General features: G+C 39.3%; 10 protein-coding genes. 6 read left to right on the top strand and 4 right to left on the bottom strand.

Translation table 11 applies throughout. The features are described from left to right. The first annotated feature begins 106 nt into the window (after positions 1 to 106). Together rsmD and CXF71_RS09475 are read left to right on the top strand one after the other, a co-directional pair. Positions 107 to 742 carry a 16S rRNA (guanine(966)-N(2))-methyltransferase RsmD gene (gene rsmD / locus CXF71_RS09480; protein ID WP_101232715.1) on the top strand — a complete coding sequence of 212 codons (636 nt, stop codon included), beginning with the start codon at positions 107 to 109 and terminating at the stop codon, positions 740 to 742. Positions 743 to 787: 45 nt separating this feature from the next. Next, positions 788 to 1,351 (top strand): methylated-DNA--[protein]-cysteine S-methyltransferase, encoded by a 564-nt coding sequence (locus CXF71_RS09475; protein WP_101232714.1) that lies wholly within the window; start codon positions 788 to 790, stop codon positions 1,349 to 1,351. A gap of 117 nt (positions 1,352 to 1,468) precedes the next feature. Here CXF71_RS09475 and CXF71_RS09470 read toward each other — a convergent pair whose 3' ends face one another. The 4 genes from CXF71_RS09470 to CXF71_RS09455 all read right to left on the bottom strand — a co-directional run bounded on the left by CXF71_RS09470 (position 1,469) and on the right by CXF71_RS09455 (position 6,636). Continuing rightward, positions 1,469 to 3,049 (bottom strand): serine hydrolase, encoded by a 1,581-nt coding sequence (locus CXF71_RS09470; protein WP_101232713.1) that lies wholly within the window; start codon positions 3,047 to 3,049, stop codon positions 1,469 to 1,471. 63 nt (positions 3,050 to 3,112) lie between these two features. Then, on the bottom strand, positions 3,113 to 3,748 hold the full coding sequence (locus CXF71_RS09465; protein ID WP_101232712.1) for a YjaG family protein: 636 nt from the start codon (positions 3,746 to 3,748) through the stop codon (positions 3,113 to 3,115). A 320-nt stretch (positions 3,749 to 4,068) separates the two neighbouring features. Then, positions 4,069 to 5,718, bottom strand: a complete 1,650-nt coding sequence (locus tag CXF71_RS09460; RefSeq protein WP_198559865.1) for a hypothetical protein — start codon at positions 5,716 to 5,718, stop codon at positions 4,069 to 4,071. A 138-nt stretch (positions 5,719 to 5,856) separates the two neighbouring features. Beyond that, the gene (locus CXF71_RS09455) at positions 5,857 to 6,636 is read right to left on the bottom strand and encodes a SapC family protein (RefSeq protein WP_101232710.1); all 780 of its coding nucleotides are present in this window, start codon (positions 6,634 to 6,636) and stop codon (positions 5,857 to 5,859) included. 227 nt (positions 6,637 to 6,863) lie between these two features. On the opposite strand from CXF71_RS09455, the gene CXF71_RS09450 reads away from it, so the two are divergent. The 4 genes from CXF71_RS09450 (at position 6,864) to CXF71_RS09435 (ending at position 15,291) form a co-directional block, all read left to right on the top strand. Further along, positions 6,864 to 7,106, top strand: a complete 243-nt coding sequence (locus tag CXF71_RS09450) for a hypothetical protein (protein ID WP_232771431.1) — start codon at positions 6,864 to 6,866, stop codon at positions 7,104 to 7,106. A 610-nt stretch (positions 7,107 to 7,716) separates the two neighbouring features. Further along, on the top strand, positions 7,717 to 10,872 hold the full coding sequence (locus CXF71_RS09445) for a glycosyl hydrolase family 18 protein (RefSeq protein WP_101232708.1): 3,156 nt from the start codon (positions 7,717 to 7,719) through the stop codon (positions 10,870 to 10,872). Between the two features lie 109 nt (positions 10,873 to 10,981). Beyond that, complete coding sequence (locus tag CXF71_RS09440; protein ID WP_101232707.1) at positions 10,982 to 12,574, top strand: lytic polysaccharide monooxygenase; 1,593 nt, start codon at positions 10,982 to 10,984, stop codon at positions 12,572 to 12,574. A gap of 98 nt (positions 12,575 to 12,672) precedes the next feature. Continuing rightward, positions 12,673 to 15,291 (top strand): glycosyl hydrolase family 18 protein, encoded by a 2,619-nt coding sequence (locus tag CXF71_RS09435; RefSeq protein ID WP_101232706.1) that lies wholly within the window; start codon positions 12,673 to 12,675, stop codon positions 15,289 to 15,291. Positions 15,292 to 15,418: the final 127 nt, after the last annotated feature.

Genomic DNA, 15,418 nt, shown 5'->3' with positions numbered 1-15,418 from the left:
TTGTTTACTGTGATACTAAGAGGATTAATTAATCTACTTGGTATAAAGAGTAAACAAGGATAAAATTGGCGCTATATTAGCACTTAATAGCAAAATTGTCAGTGATATGAATCAAGTAAGAACACAACTAAGTAAAAAGCCCCTTTCAGGGAAAGGTCAGGGTAAGTCTGCCGGTAAAATACGTATTATTGCAGGTAAATATAAAGGCAGAAAATTACCTGTTTTAATGGCTGAGGGATTAAGACCCACAACCGATAGAGTTAAAGAAACTGTATTTAACTGGCTCATGCCTTATATTGCTCAAGCTAACTGCTTAGATTGCTTTGCTGGCTCTGGTGGCTTAGGCTTTGAAGCTTTATCTCGGGGTGCCGATCAAGTCACCTTGGTTGAATTAAATAGAGCGGCAGCAAAACAGCTATTAGAGAATAAGGAATTACTCCAGGCTGATAATCTTAACGTTGTTCATAGTGACGCTCTTGTGTTCCTTAAAAAAGGTTTGCTTAAACCGGGGTCAACAAGTGAACACAAGCCCTTTGATTTAGTGTTTCTCGATCCCCCTTTTAGAAAACAATTAGTAGAGCAAGCCGCGCAATTATTAAATCACTGTGGTTTAGCTGAAGACGCTCTCATTTATGTAGAAATGGAAGCAGAAAGCGAGCAAGTTATACCAGCGAACTGGCAATTACTTAAAGAAAAAGTAACTGGTCAAGTTGTCTATCGCCTCTATCAATATCAACCTTAGCATTAGCATTAGCCTTAGCGACATTTTAGCCTTGGAGACACGACCATGTTTATTGATTACCTCGACACACCGTTAGGCTTATTTGAATTTATGGCAACCGAACAAGGTATTTGCCAAGCCATCTTTTGCGGTGATAAGCCTTCTGGTGATAAAGCTTCTGGTGACCAAAAAGCCCAAAGCAAGGTTAATGACATTACAGTACAGTGCAAAAAACAATTAACAGAATACTTTGCTGGGCAGCGTCAAGTGTTTACTGTACCACTAGACCCTCAAGGCACACCATTTCAGCAGACCGTATGGGACTGTTTAGCAAAAATTCCTTTTGGTACTGTAAAATCCTACGGTGAAATAGCCAAGATGATTAATAAACCAAAAGCCTCTCAAGCGATTGGTGGTGCTAATGGCAGAAACCCCATTACACTGATTGTACCTTGTCATCGCGTTATCGGTGGTGATGGTTCATTAACAGGTTATGCGGGAGGTATTGAACGGAAATTATGGTTATTGAACCATGAAGGCGCTAAGCTCAAAACATCAAATAACAATAGCCAATTAAATATTAATGATGTTATTCATAAGCGCCAAGGTAAAACTCAATTTCTGCGCTAACACACCCACTATATTGATTAATTATCTCTGCGATAAAAACAAAAAAGGAGTACTTATCAGTACTCCTTTATAAAGTCTACTTTCACCAAAATAAACCAGATCATTAATATATAGTGCTTATTTTTTGGGTCTTAGTTTTAAGTCATGAAAATCAAAACTAAAGTCTGTTGCCTTTGATACTGCTTTCATCGTGGCGTAGTTAATAGTCCCTTCTTCATTAAGATTAAAGTTAACAAAAGCATCAGCCTCAAGCGTTCTATCATGCCAACGAACAATAAAGGTATTATGCTGATAATGCTCTAAAGTACCTTTTAAATCTTCGGTATTACTGAACTGCATGTGTAGTTTATTATTTTTAAAGCTAACCTTAATTTCGCCATACCAGTTATCAACATACGTCTGTGCATAATCACGTAATGCTAATGAATGCGCTGAATTTTTATGAACTGAATCAGCCGCTTTCGCTAAGCGCTTCTTTTCTTTCTCAGCATTTTTTTGCTGTTTTTCGTGATAATACGCAATCCAATCTTTTTCTGGTAATTCAAGATACTCATTTAAGATTTGCTGATAAATAGCATTGAAGGCATAACCCGACTGTTGGTTAGTTAGAATTACCATAGCGAGATCTTCTTCTGGTACCAGTACCACTTTTGACACCATACCTAAAATACCACCACTGTGATGAATTAACTTCACCCCATGATAGTCTTTCATAAACCAGCCTAAACCATAAGCAGAAAAGTGAGTTTTATCTTGCTGGGTTTCTTCTTCTTTAACAGGCAATATAGTACGCGCTTGCCACATAAATCGACTTTGTTCAGCTGAAAACAATCGGGCCGACTTACCACTTAATTCATTACCGTATGCGCCGTGATTTAACTGAGTCTGTAACCACAAACTCATATCATTAACGCTAGATGCTACTGAAGCTGCTGCACCAAACCTTTCGATGAAGTTACCACCGACAACATTTAGCTTTCCTTTAAGAGGCACATGAGCTCTGGCAACATTTTTATTATTCTCACCAATCAATGAAAAAGCTGCACGGGTATTTTTCATACCCAAGGGGGTAAAAATACGCGCTTGCACTACCTCGTTCCAAGTTTGTCCCGTAATACGAGCAATCACCTCTCCACCAACAATATAGAGCAAATTATCGTAAGCAAACTCACTACGGAAGCTTGAGGCTTCAGGTAAATATTTTAGCCCTTTAATAACATCAGCATTCGTTAGCGTAGTATGTGGCCAAATCATTAGGTCACCTGCACCTTTACCTAAACCTGAATTATGAGCTAGCAAATCCGTGATGGTAAATTCACGGGTAACATAGGCATCAGGCATTTGAAATTCAGGGATGATATCAATAACCTTGGTTTGCCAAGTTAGCTTACCTTCGTCGACTAAATTGGCCAATAACGCTGCGGTCATTGCTTTAGTGTTTGAAGCAATACCAAACAAGGTATCAGCGGTAACTTTGGCGGATTTACCCTGCTCAATCACACCAAAACCTTTGCTCATTACTACTTTATTATCTTTGATAATGGCTACTGCTACACCGGGTACTTGGAAAGTACTCATGGCGAGGGCAACAGCTTGTTCAATCTTGATATTTTTTTCAGCCGTGCTACTTGCATAGCTTGTTGCAACAAATGACAAAAGCAATGTCATTAAAAACACGGTACAACTAAGTAACTTCATATTGGCTTCCTATAATAAGGTTATTATTTTTATTTGCGCGTTAGACTAGACTTTACTTAACCGCTAAACAATCTCTATACCTAAATTAGATAAACCTTCAGATAGGCTCATCTGCTTAGCTAGTTTACAGGTGCGTTTATCGGCAGCGGCAAATTTTAGAAAATCGAACAACTCATTTTGTGTGTCTTTTTCCCATTGCATGAGTGGATGTTCGTCCATTTGCTCCGCAGTGATAGTAACATCTTCATCAGCCGACTCTTCAAGGTCTTCAAGTAAAAGCAGCTCGATATAATAACTAACACTGTTATGAGAAAGACGACTGATACTTTGGATGTCATCAATATCAATGTCTATTGCTTTTTGTTTCTTCAATGGCTTAACTTGCATTAATTGCCATAAAGCCGATAACGCCATGCACGTGTCAAGGGCAGGAAATACACCAAAAGAATCAAATGCTTCGGGATCAGGGGTTTCAGCTTCCAATTTAAGTAATTGAGCCTCACTATTAATTTTTACCGTACTGCTGTTATCAAGCCATTGCCAAATAATATCGAGTTGATTACGTAATACTTTAGCATTACCAAAGTCAGCGGCTTCGCTAAACATTTGATAATTAGGTAGCATGCGCTCGAGTAGCGCTGCAGAGAAAGCAATTTGATGCCAATGACTTAACTTGACAAAAGGAAGGTGAATAGCCACTTAGGTACATACTCAGTTGAGATAATTAACGGGATTATACCAAACGGATTAATTAAGTGGTCAATTTTTAATGTGGATAAATTTTCAAGAACAAGGCGCTTGATTGAGTAATAGCTGGCTATTGGGATTGAAAGCAACGATGTTATTGGAGATTTAAACCATTTTAAAAGATTACTTAATTGGTCTGATTGGTATTAACCCAAGCTTATTCAAAATGCGAATAAGCTTGGTTTTATTGTGGTCTAAATGTATATACCCACTCGACTTCAAGATGCAGATTTCAGCATCTTCAAGTGGAACGGGTATATATATCGAAACAACTAGCTGGTTAATTGCTTTTGAGCATATTCGAATTTCAAACGATATTCGGTTAATTTATGCTCTAATTCATTTATTTGTTCGTTAAACTGAGCTTTTTGTTCATTATTATCACTGATTAACTGATGATTCTCATCACGTAAAAATTTAATAGTTTCTCTTACTTTATCGTTTTCGACTTCTTGTTTATCACGATTAGTATTAAAGCGGTTCAAGATATTCTCTTGTCCTTCTTGAGCAACTTTAACTTGGTCATTTAGTACAGTCACTTCTTGCTGATATAGTTTGATATCATTTTGTTCAATTTCAACTTTCTTACTAAGTTGCTCATTAGCTTTTTCTAATTCAATAATGCTTTGCTGCGCTGTTGCCTGCAATTGTTTTACTTGCTCTCCCGCGTCATTAATTGCCTTAATCTCATCAAGGTGTAACTGCTTTGTTTTTTCAGCTCCATCATTAATTGCTTTGATCTCATCAAGGTGCAACTGCTTTATTTTTTCAGCTCCCTCATTAATTGACTTTATTTCATCAAGAAGTTGCTGTTTCTCAATGGCTGCTTGTTCAGTTAACTTAATTATTTGTGATTGATAATCTTGGCTTTTTTGTTCAGCTTGTCTATTTTTATCTTGCTCGGTATCAATCGATTTTTGTTGTGCTGATAACTGCTGTTGTAACTCAGCTTTGCCATTTTGTTCCTGTTGAACTTGCTCTGCTAACTGAGAGACCTTTTGCTCCAACCCTTTGACTGTACTATCACTACTTTGCAATGTTTCAGCTCGAATACGAGCACTTTCACTTTCAAGTTGCTGAAGTTTTTCAGTTAACGCATCAATTTGTTGTTTAGTTGACGCTTCAGCTTGAGTCTTTATAGCGGTCACGGCTTCGTTTTGTTGCTGATCACTTAGCTTGAGTTTTTCAGTTAAGACATCAATTTGTTGCTTAGCTGACGCCTCTGCCTGAGCTTTGATGGCTGTCACTGTTTCGTTTTGCTGTTTTTCATTTAATTGAATTTTTGCAGTTAACGCATCAATCTGTTGTTTGGCTGAGGCTTCAACTTGCACCTTATTGGCAGTCAAAGCGTCATTTTGTTTCTTATCACTTAGCTGAATTTGTTCTTTAGCAACTTTAAGTTGATTTGTTAGACTGTGCTCTTGTTCTGTTAGCACCATGATACGGCCATTTAAGCCATCGATCGCTTGCGTTCTATCATTAAGTTTTTGCTCTGTTTCCAGCAGCTTTTCCTCTAACTTATGATCATTATTTTGCTGTTTGCCTTGCTGCTGAGTTTCTTGCTGCTTTAAGTTAGCTATATCTTTTTCTAAACGCTCAATCGTTTCAGTATAATTAATACTGTTTTGCGTAAGTTCTACTTGGAAATTTTGTTTATGAATATCGGCATCAACCTGTTTCTCAGCAAGCTGTTGCTTAAGTAAGTTAATATCGTTGGCTAAAACTCGTTCATTTTCTGAGGAGTTTTTGCTTTGCTGATCGGTAGTTTGGCTAATTTCCGCTTTAACTGCTGCAGCTATCAAGTTAGTTATCTTATCTTCTACTTGAATGTAAACATCACTTGCTAGACTTTGTATTTGTTCTTCTACGTCCTTAGAAAGTTTACTTTTATCGACCATATTATTCTCGTTATTATAAATCACTACTGCCTGTAAATTAACACAGGTTCACCACCACAGGAATATGAAAAGTAACTTTTTTTTACATTAAGTAACAAAAAAGAGGCCTAGGCCTCTTTTTTATTTTTTGAAAAATCGTTTACAGTCAATCTAATTAAAGGATTAACTCTCGGCAGTTTCAGCTTGTGCTTCTTGCTTAACTAATGGCGCAATTTGAATACCTTTAATTTGAGCCTTACCAGTAAGATTACGCAATTGTACTAAACGGTTAATTTGACCTAAAGAGCCTAACATTGCATAAATTGGGACAAATAAGCCACGTTTATGGAAATCTAAAATTTTGTCGTCAGCCAATGCTTTCACTTTATCTTCACTCACCGTAAAAATACCGGTAAGTTTTTTCTTTTCGCCGCTGCTCAAATCAACATTTAATTCAAGCTCTTGTAATAAATCATTTTCTTCTAATTCTTTAATGAAATTCTCTGTCATTTTTTCATTTTCGTATAAACGACCTAATGAATTTTGTACATTTGTTAATAACTCTGATTCTTTACCGTCGGCTTCAAATATCGCTAAGTCTTTATCTTCACCCACTAAAGTGCTATCTGTATCAATGCAGGCTGTTAAGGTATTTTCTTTATCCGGATCTAGACCTAATGCAAATGGTGCCATACCAACACTTTGTGGTAATGACAAACCACTCCATTTTTCTTCGTTATAGAATAGGTTCTCATTTGCTTCTAAACCTAGCATAACAACACTACGGTAACGTGGTGATTCTGGATTTTTAACAAATACTATAGGAAAACTTGCTGATGCTTGTGCATATTCAGCTGCAGTGACTGAAACAATATGTTGTCCGGCAATATGTGCAAGATCACGTTTGCTAGCAATTTTAAGGTTTTGATGTTGTTCTTTTCTAACTGGTACGAAATTAGCCATGATTTTATCTCTTGTAGATGCTTTTATTGAGCATATTTTTATAATATTGTAATTGAATTTCTATGATTAGAATGAAATTACTGCGCTGTTATAAGTTATGGAGACACTTAAGTCGCTTTCAATGCTAAAATTAATATTATTTTATAAATGTTTTAATAAACAAAATTATGGTCATTAAATTTTTTACTTTTTTCACGATACTATTGCTCTCTATTAATGCGTTAGCTATGCCTAAAATAACAGTGAAAAATCAACGTAATATCAAGGGCTTAGCCGAAATACAAGTGAGCAACGCCACAATGGAAAATTTAATTTGTTATGTTGCTATCGATGGTCATAAGATCCTGTTTCGTCTTAAAGCAATTGAATCTTCAAAATGGTTTACCGCAACCGATATTCGATTTAATCATACCAACTTTAGTGTTTGGTGTGATTATTTGAAGTTATACCCTAAATACCAAGAGCATTAAACGCCGTTAATTTATCAGCAATATATACCTTATTTCTCGGCATTTTTCCCTCTATAGTTGAGCACATTAATAAACTGCTATTTATGGTAGCAATTAGCGCAAATATTACGAGCCAATAAAATGACTCGGTCGATTTAATAAATTAATCTATTAGTTGCAATATCTCATGTCAAATAGCTAAGCTAAAATTTAAAAACCTCAGTGAATAATGTTAAACCCCAAGATAAAAAACAGCTCAAAGCAGACTTGCCTTTAGCTATTTCCTCTAATTGGATCATAAAGGTCAACCACATATATACCAATTAAATATATCTTATAACTATTATTACTGCCGTGTGTTTTTTAACCTGGCGCCCTTGTTAAGCAACACCCTTAAAAATTAACAACTAGTTAACACACCTAAATAACCCCGTATAAACTCATAATTCATCCTGTTTGGTGCCATTCCCAACCTAATGGTAAAGTAATGATATAAAACAACTTTAATAGATCAATAATTAACCTGTACATTTATGTATACAAATGACGACATATTGACCTTTAAGATTTTTGTGTTAATTTGAAATAGTGACATGAAAACAACGTTAATTATATGTTAATAGGAAGTAGTATGAAAAAAACAACAAAAATAAATAAACTCTTCAAGTTAGGTGTTATGTCCGTTGCTTTACTAAGTAACACTGCATATTCGGCCAATTATGACTGTACTAACTTATCTGAATGGCAAACAGAACAAGTATCAGTGGCAGGTCTTATTGTTAAGTCAGCTGATCAAGCCTTCAAATCGAACTGGTGGAACAAAACTAACCCCATGACTCATTCTGGTGAATGGCAAGAATGGCAAAACCTCGGTACTTGTGGTGACGAAATCACTGAGAATACCCCCCCTACGGTCTCTTTAATCTCCCCCGAAAATAATAGTTCTTTCCTTGAAAATGACAGCGTTGTCTTTTCTGTGAATGCGACAGATGCTGATGGTACTGTCGCAAAAGTTGAGCTGTATTTAGGTGAGACTAAATTAACTACCATAACGAGTGAACCTTATCTGTACACTTGGTCTGCAGCGCTTGGTGAGCATATTTTCAAAGCTATTGCGGTTGATGATAAAGGTGCTCAAACAAGTATTGATAATATTGCCGTAACGGTGACAGCTAAAGACATAGATCCAGTAAACACAGCACCAACAGCAACACTCATGGCGAGCTTACCTAGTAACATTTTAGTCGGCAGTGCAATCACCTTCGAATATTCAGGTACTGATAGCGATGGTCAAGTAACCCAATTATCATTACTTGAGAATGGCATAGCGATAAATACGGTTAACGCGGCTTCAGGCAGTTATATTTGGACTGCAACCGCTTTAGGTCAGCAAGCTTTCACCCTTGAAGTAACAGATGATAAAGGCGCAACGTCACTCAGTAACGCTGTTAATTTTACGGTTATTGCTGACGGACAAACAGGTAACGATGCTGATGCCTGTCGCCCGGAAGGTTTATACCAAACACCGGGCGTAAACACGCCCTATTGTACGGTTTATGACACCGATGGACGCGAACTAATGGGCACAGATCACCCTCGCCGCGTTATTGGTTACTTCACTAGTTGGCGCAATGGTGCCAATGAGCAACCGAGCTACTTAGTTAATAACATTCCATGGGACAAAGTTACCCATATCAATTACGCATTTGCTCATGTGGATGCCAATCATAAGGTATCGATTGGCGACCCAAATTCGCCAAATAATGCGGCGACCAATATGGAATGGCCTGGCGTTGCAGGTGCAGAGCTTGACCCTAGCTTGCCTTACAAAGGCCACTTCAATCTGCTTAATAAATATAAAAAATTGCATCCAAATATTAAAACATTAGTTTCAGTCGGTGGTTGGGCTGAAACAGGTGGTCACTTTGGAGCTGATGGTCGTGTTGCTGACGGTGGTTTTTACACGTTAACTACTAACGTTGACGGTACTGTCAATCAGGCAGGTATTTCTGCATTTAGCGCCAGCGCGGTTGAATTTATTGAAAAATACGGTTTTGACGGTATCGATATTGATTATGAATACCCATCATCAATGAATGATGCTGGTCACCCAGATGACTTCACCTTTTCAAATGCACGACGAGCACACCTTAATGCTTCATACCAAATACTAATGAAGTCACTACGTGAAAGCCTTGATAAAGCGGGCGAAGCAGCAGGCAAACATTATTTATTGACTATAGCTTCACCATCTTCAGGTTACTTATTGCGTGGTATGGAAACATTTCAAGCAACACAATATCTTGATTACGTAAATATCATGTCTTACGACTTACACGGCGCATGGAACTCACATGTTGGTCATAATGCTTCGTTATTTGATACTGGCTTAGATTCAGAACTTGCTGCATGGGATGTTTATGGCACTAAAGAGTTTGAAGGCATTGGTTATTTAAATACTGACTGGGCTGTTAAGTACTTCCGTGGTGGTTTATCTGCTGGTCGTATCAATATCGGTATTCCTTATTACACTCGTGGGTTTAGGGATGTTACTGGCGGTACTAATGGACTATGGGGACAAGCGGCTTTTCCTGATCAAGCGAATTGCCCAAATGGCACCGGTGTAGGTGATAAAAATAGCTGTGGTAATGGTGCTGTAGGCATTGATAATCTCTGGCACGATACCGAGAATGATCGTGAAGTTCCTGCAGGATCTAACCCGCTATGGCATATAAAAAACTTAGAAAAAGGCATTGTCGGTAGTTACTCTGCCGCATACGGTCTTAATCCAACAACAGATCCAAGTGATGCTTTAACAGGGTCTTACACGCGCCATTACGACAGTGTTGCTGTAGCGCCTTGGTTATGGAACGACAGTAAAAAAGTCTTTATCTCAACTGAAGATGAAGAATCTATGGCAACCAAGGTCGATTACGTTATCAATAATGGCTTAGGCGGCGTAATGTTTTGGGAGCTAGCAGGCGATTTTGATTATGACGAGGCTAAAGGTGAGTACTTTATGGGCTCAACCATGACCACTATTGCTTATGATAAATTTAACCAAAGCGGTACACCTTACAGCATTGATAAAGGCAATAAAACCTTTGTTAAACCACAAGAAATGGTTGATGTAAGCTTTGTTGCTAAAGACTTCCCAAGTGGTGATGCTAATTACCCAATTAGCCCTACTTTTGCCTTTACCAATAGCTCGGCCATCGACTTTTCAGGTGCAAAAATATCATTTGATGTGCCTGTTTCAACGTCTGCAATATTCAAATCCAACTGGAGTGCGACTAAGAAACTGAAAATGGCGATCGATCAAAACGCTTCTAATAGCGCAGGACATAACATTGGTGGTTTTGAAAATGACTTCCACCGTTTCTCAATTACCTTGACCAACGAATGGGGCGGCGAAGCTGAATCATTCGCACCAAGCCAAACAGTTGATGCTCAAGTGATGTATTACATGCCAATTAGTGGCCCTGCTAATTTCACCATAGAGAAAGACGGTAAGGTTTTTGCTTTCAAAGCTGAGTATCCACAGTTACCCGAAGCAACCTCTGGTGGTACTGGTGGCGGCGATGGAGGAACAGGCACTGGCTGTGACGGCGTTGATATAAGTACATTGTCAGTCTATCCAGAGTTTCCTCAAAAAGATTGGGCAGGGAATTCTAGTCATGCCAACCAAGGCGATATGGTTATTCACAATAATGCTGTTTTCAAAGCAAAATGGTGGACCAGCTCAGAGCCAGGTGGTGCTGACTGGGATGACGTTTGTACTTTATAACTGTCTTTTAAAGACTTTATCAAACCGTATAAATTAACCCGTAAAGTGTAATTATTTTTAACAAATAACCAGCGATAAATACTCCGGTATTTATCGCTAGGGGAAAACTATGTCTAAAATTAAGTTCAACGTTAAGTCTGCCGCCTTAAGTCTCGTGCTAACGAGCATGTTAGGTAGCATGAGTAATCAAGTATCCGCGCACGGCTATATGTTTAGCCCTATGGCTCGACAAGCTTTTTGTGAATTACAGCAAGGTTACTGGTGGCCTGAAGATGGCTCTAACATCCCAAATGCCGCCTGTCGTGCCGCTTATCTGAGCTCGGGTCATTTTCAATTTGTGCAACTGCATGAATTTGCGGTAAACACCCGCGATTATACTAATTTTGTGGAAGTAAAAGCCAACATACCCGATGGCACTTTATGTGCTGGTGGTGATGTTAAGAAAAAAGGTATGAACCTGCCCTCACCTCATTGGCAACGCAGTGATGTTGTGCCCAATGCCAACGGTGATATCAAAATAAAATTTCTGGCCACTACACCGCATAATCCAAGTTTTTGGGAATTCTATTTAAGTCAACCAAGTTATAACGGTGACACTATGCCACTTACTTGGTCTGATGTTTTGCGGGTACAAACTCACGAGAATATTAATTTCATTAAAGATGCTGACGGTACACGTTTTTATGAAATGGATGTCAGTATTCCCGCCGATAGGATTGGCGATGCCATTTTATATAGCCGTTGGCAGCGTGATGATGTGGTTGGTGAAGGTTTCTATAACTGCAGTGACGTTACTATAGTGCGAGATACTGTTGAGCCTGATACGTGGTTTAGCGCAGGTTTTTTCCTCAAACAAGGACAAACACCAACTGTTGGAGAAACGGCTAGCTTACGATTATTTGATGCCTCCGGCCAAGAATTAATAAACCAACAACTCGCAATAACTGAATTAAATCATGCCACCTGGGCGAGCGACTTTGCGCAATCATTAAATATTGATTACAGCCACTTACTTAATATTGGTGTAGAAGATAGCCAGGGTGATATTGCTTTTGATACCGCCAACTTGCTCAGTAATATTAACTACGTGACCCATAACGAGCACACTGTTGTACTTACCATCCAAGCAGCGCCAATTAATACTGCGCCAATCGTACATGACATAGCTAATATTGTTATGACCGAATCTGCTTCAGCATCTATTCATGTTCATGCCTTTGATGATGAACAAGCTAATTTGCTTTTCACTTGGCAAATACCGAGTGAACTCTCTTATACCGGCAGTGATGCCAACCTCGTTATTACCGCTGCTGCGGTTGACACCGATACTGACTTCAACCTAAACGTTGCCGTGCCAGACGGACTATTAACCACGATCAAGACCTTTACCGTCACGGTGAAAAATAGCGTGGTAGACCCAACTGTTCCCTTATGGACAAGTACTCAAGCCTATTCAGCTGGCGATAAAGTCAGTTATGAAAACAAAATCTACTCAGCTAAATGGTGGAACAAAAACCAAGCACCTAATAACAGCAATGCATGGCAACTAGATTCTCCAACCGACGGCGGAACTGCCACGTGGAATGCTCAAAATGAATACTCCCAAGGTGCTGTCGTTAGCTATCAACAAATTACTTATCAAGCCAAATGGTGGACTAAAGGTGAACAACCTGATGTCAGCGATGTTTGGCAAAAGCGTTAAAACTTTACCCTTAGAAATCACAGGACAAAAGAATACCCACAACAATGCTGAACATACCCTTGGTATGCCTGTCAGCAATATTATAATAAGAGGAAATTATGAATAAAAGACTACTCACAGTGTGTGCAATCAGTGCGGCATTATCATCACAAAATGTCGATGCAGCTCCTTCAGCGCCTAGCATAGATTGGACACCGCAAAGTTACTCCTTTGTAGAGGTAAACCTTGAAGGTTTAGGCTCTTATAAAGACTTGGTTAAAGCAAAAGAGTTAGTGGATATCAGCATTAAATGGAATGCTTGGAGCGGCTCCGGGGGCGATAACTACAAAGTTTACTTTGATAACACTATGGTTAATGAAGGTAATTTCGCAGCAGGCACAAAAAGCGGCGTAATTAACTTCCCTTATGCTCAATCAGGTCGTCATCAACTCACTATTGCGTTATGTGAAGGCACCGTTTGTGCAACCAGTGCGCAAAAAGACATCATTATTGCCGATACCGATGGGGGTCATTTAGCACCCCTTACCATGAACATAGATCCAAACAATAAAAGCTATCCAACACAAATAGATAACGTTGTTGGTGCTTATTTTGTTGAGTGGGGAATTTACGGTCGTGGTTATGATGTCAGCCAAATACCTGCTGATAATTTAACGCATTTATTATACGGTTTTATCCCCATTTGTGGCGCTAATGCATCACTGAAAGAAATTGAAAACGGCAATAGCTGGCGTGCTTTAGAGACAGCGTGTGCTGGCTCTGCTGATTATGAAGTCGTCATCCATGATCCATGGGCCGCCGTACAAAAAACCTTACCTGGTATTGATGCAACCGATCCTATTCGTGGTACTTACGCACAATTAATGGCGTTAAAACAACGTAATCCTGATTTAAAAATATTACCATCGGTTGGTGGTTGGACATTATCAGACCCGTTTTATGGCTTTACGCAAAAAGCTAACCGTGATGTGTTTGTCGCCTCAATGAAGAAATTCTTAAAAACATGGAAGTTCTATGATGGTGTTGATATTGATTGGGAATTCCCCGGTGGTGATGGTGCTTCTACCAACTTAGGTGATCCAATCAATGATGGCCCCGCTTATGTAGCCTTAATGCAAGAACTTCGAACTATGCTAAATGAGCTTGAAGCTGAAACAGGTCGTACCTATGAACTTACTTCAGCTATCGGCTCAGGTTATGACAAAATTGAAGATGTCGACTACGCTGCAGCTGCACAGTTTATGGATTATATCTTTGCCATGACTTATGACTTCTTTGGTGGCTGGAACAATGTGACCGGTCATCAAACGGGTTTAAATTGTGGTAGTCATATTAGTGTTGATGAATGTAATGGTACTGGCTTAGATGATAAAGGCGAACCACGTAAAGGTCCTGCTTATACCATCACTAATGCAGTAGATTTATTATTAGCACAAGGCGTTGCTGCTAAAAAGATTGTTGTAGGTACAGCAATGTATGGCCGTGGTTGGGAAGGCGTAATGCCAGACAACACCACTATTTTAGATAATCCAATGACTGCTGACGGTACAGGTAAACTTACTGGCTCTACTGCTCAAGGTGTGTGGGAAGCGGGAATTATTGACTACAAAGGCCTTGCTCAACATATGGTTGGCGCTGCCGGTACTGGTGTTAATGGTTTTGAAGTGGGTTATGATGAAATGGCTGATGCGGCTTATGTATGGAATAAACAATCAGGCAAGTTAGTGACGTACGATAGCCCAAGATCTGTTATCGCTAAAGGCCAATATGTTAACGCGAGTGGCTTAGGTGGTTTATTTGCTTGGGAAATTGATGCCGATAATGGCGATATTCTTAATGCAATGCATGAAGGTTTAGGTGGTGTTGTTGGTCCAATCAACAAAAAACCTGTTATAAACTTAGCCAATAGCTTTTCAGTTAATTCTGGCGAGATAATTACTATTGCTGCCATTGCCACAGATGCAGACAACGATAGCTTAACGTACAGCTGGACTATGGATAGTGCGTTAACGGCGACAGCAACGAACACTGCCAACGTGGTTATTACCGCAAATACCGTAACAAAAACTAGCAATTATGCAGTAACGTTAAGCGTATCTGATGGTAAATCAACAGTAAGCAAATCAACAACATTAACTGTGGTTGCACCAAGCACTGGCAATACCGCTCCTGTTGTTGCTGCAATTAATGACGTAACAATAGAAGAAGCAATGCAAGCGAGCATAGCGGTTTCTGCTACTGATGCTGATAACGACTCGTTAACTTACACATGGCAAGTACCTACGGGTTTAACACTTGTAGGCTCAGGCGCCAATGTAAGCTTAACTGCGGGTGATGTTACTGCTGATACAAGTTACACAGTAACTGTTGAAGTTAGCGATGGTACTGCGGTATCAGCTCAAAGTTTTACCGTGACAGTGACTCACAAAACTACCGGTGGAAACGGTACTTGGGACAGCAGTAAAATCTACAATACTGGCGATACTGTTGTTTATAACGAGGTAACTTACCAAGCTAACTGGTGGACTAAAGGTGAACAGCCAGATCAAAGCGCTGCTTGGTCTGAAGTTATCCCTGATGATGGTCAAGTTCGAGCGTGGCGCGCAGATTTAGTTTATAACGGCGGCGATAAAGTTTCACATAACGGCGAAACTTATACCGCAGGTTGGTGGACTAAAGGTGAAGAGCCAGGTGTTGCTGATGTGTGGAAAAAGTAAGCATACATGTTGTAACTGATTAATAGCCTGCTCACACGGACGTGGAAGGCGACTAATTACCCCCATACTTTTGCACCTAGGTTTGCCCTAGGTGCTTTTTTGGTAAAACCACCCAACAGTACATTAT

The sequence above is a fragment of the Colwellia sp. 12G3 genome (assembly GCF_002836775.1).
Lineage (GTDB): Bacteria > Pseudomonadota > Gammaproteobacteria > Enterobacterales > Alteromonadaceae > Colwellia.
The sequence above is the reverse complement of the archived record's forward strand: the minus strand, read 5'-3'. Positions and strand labels throughout refer to the sequence as shown.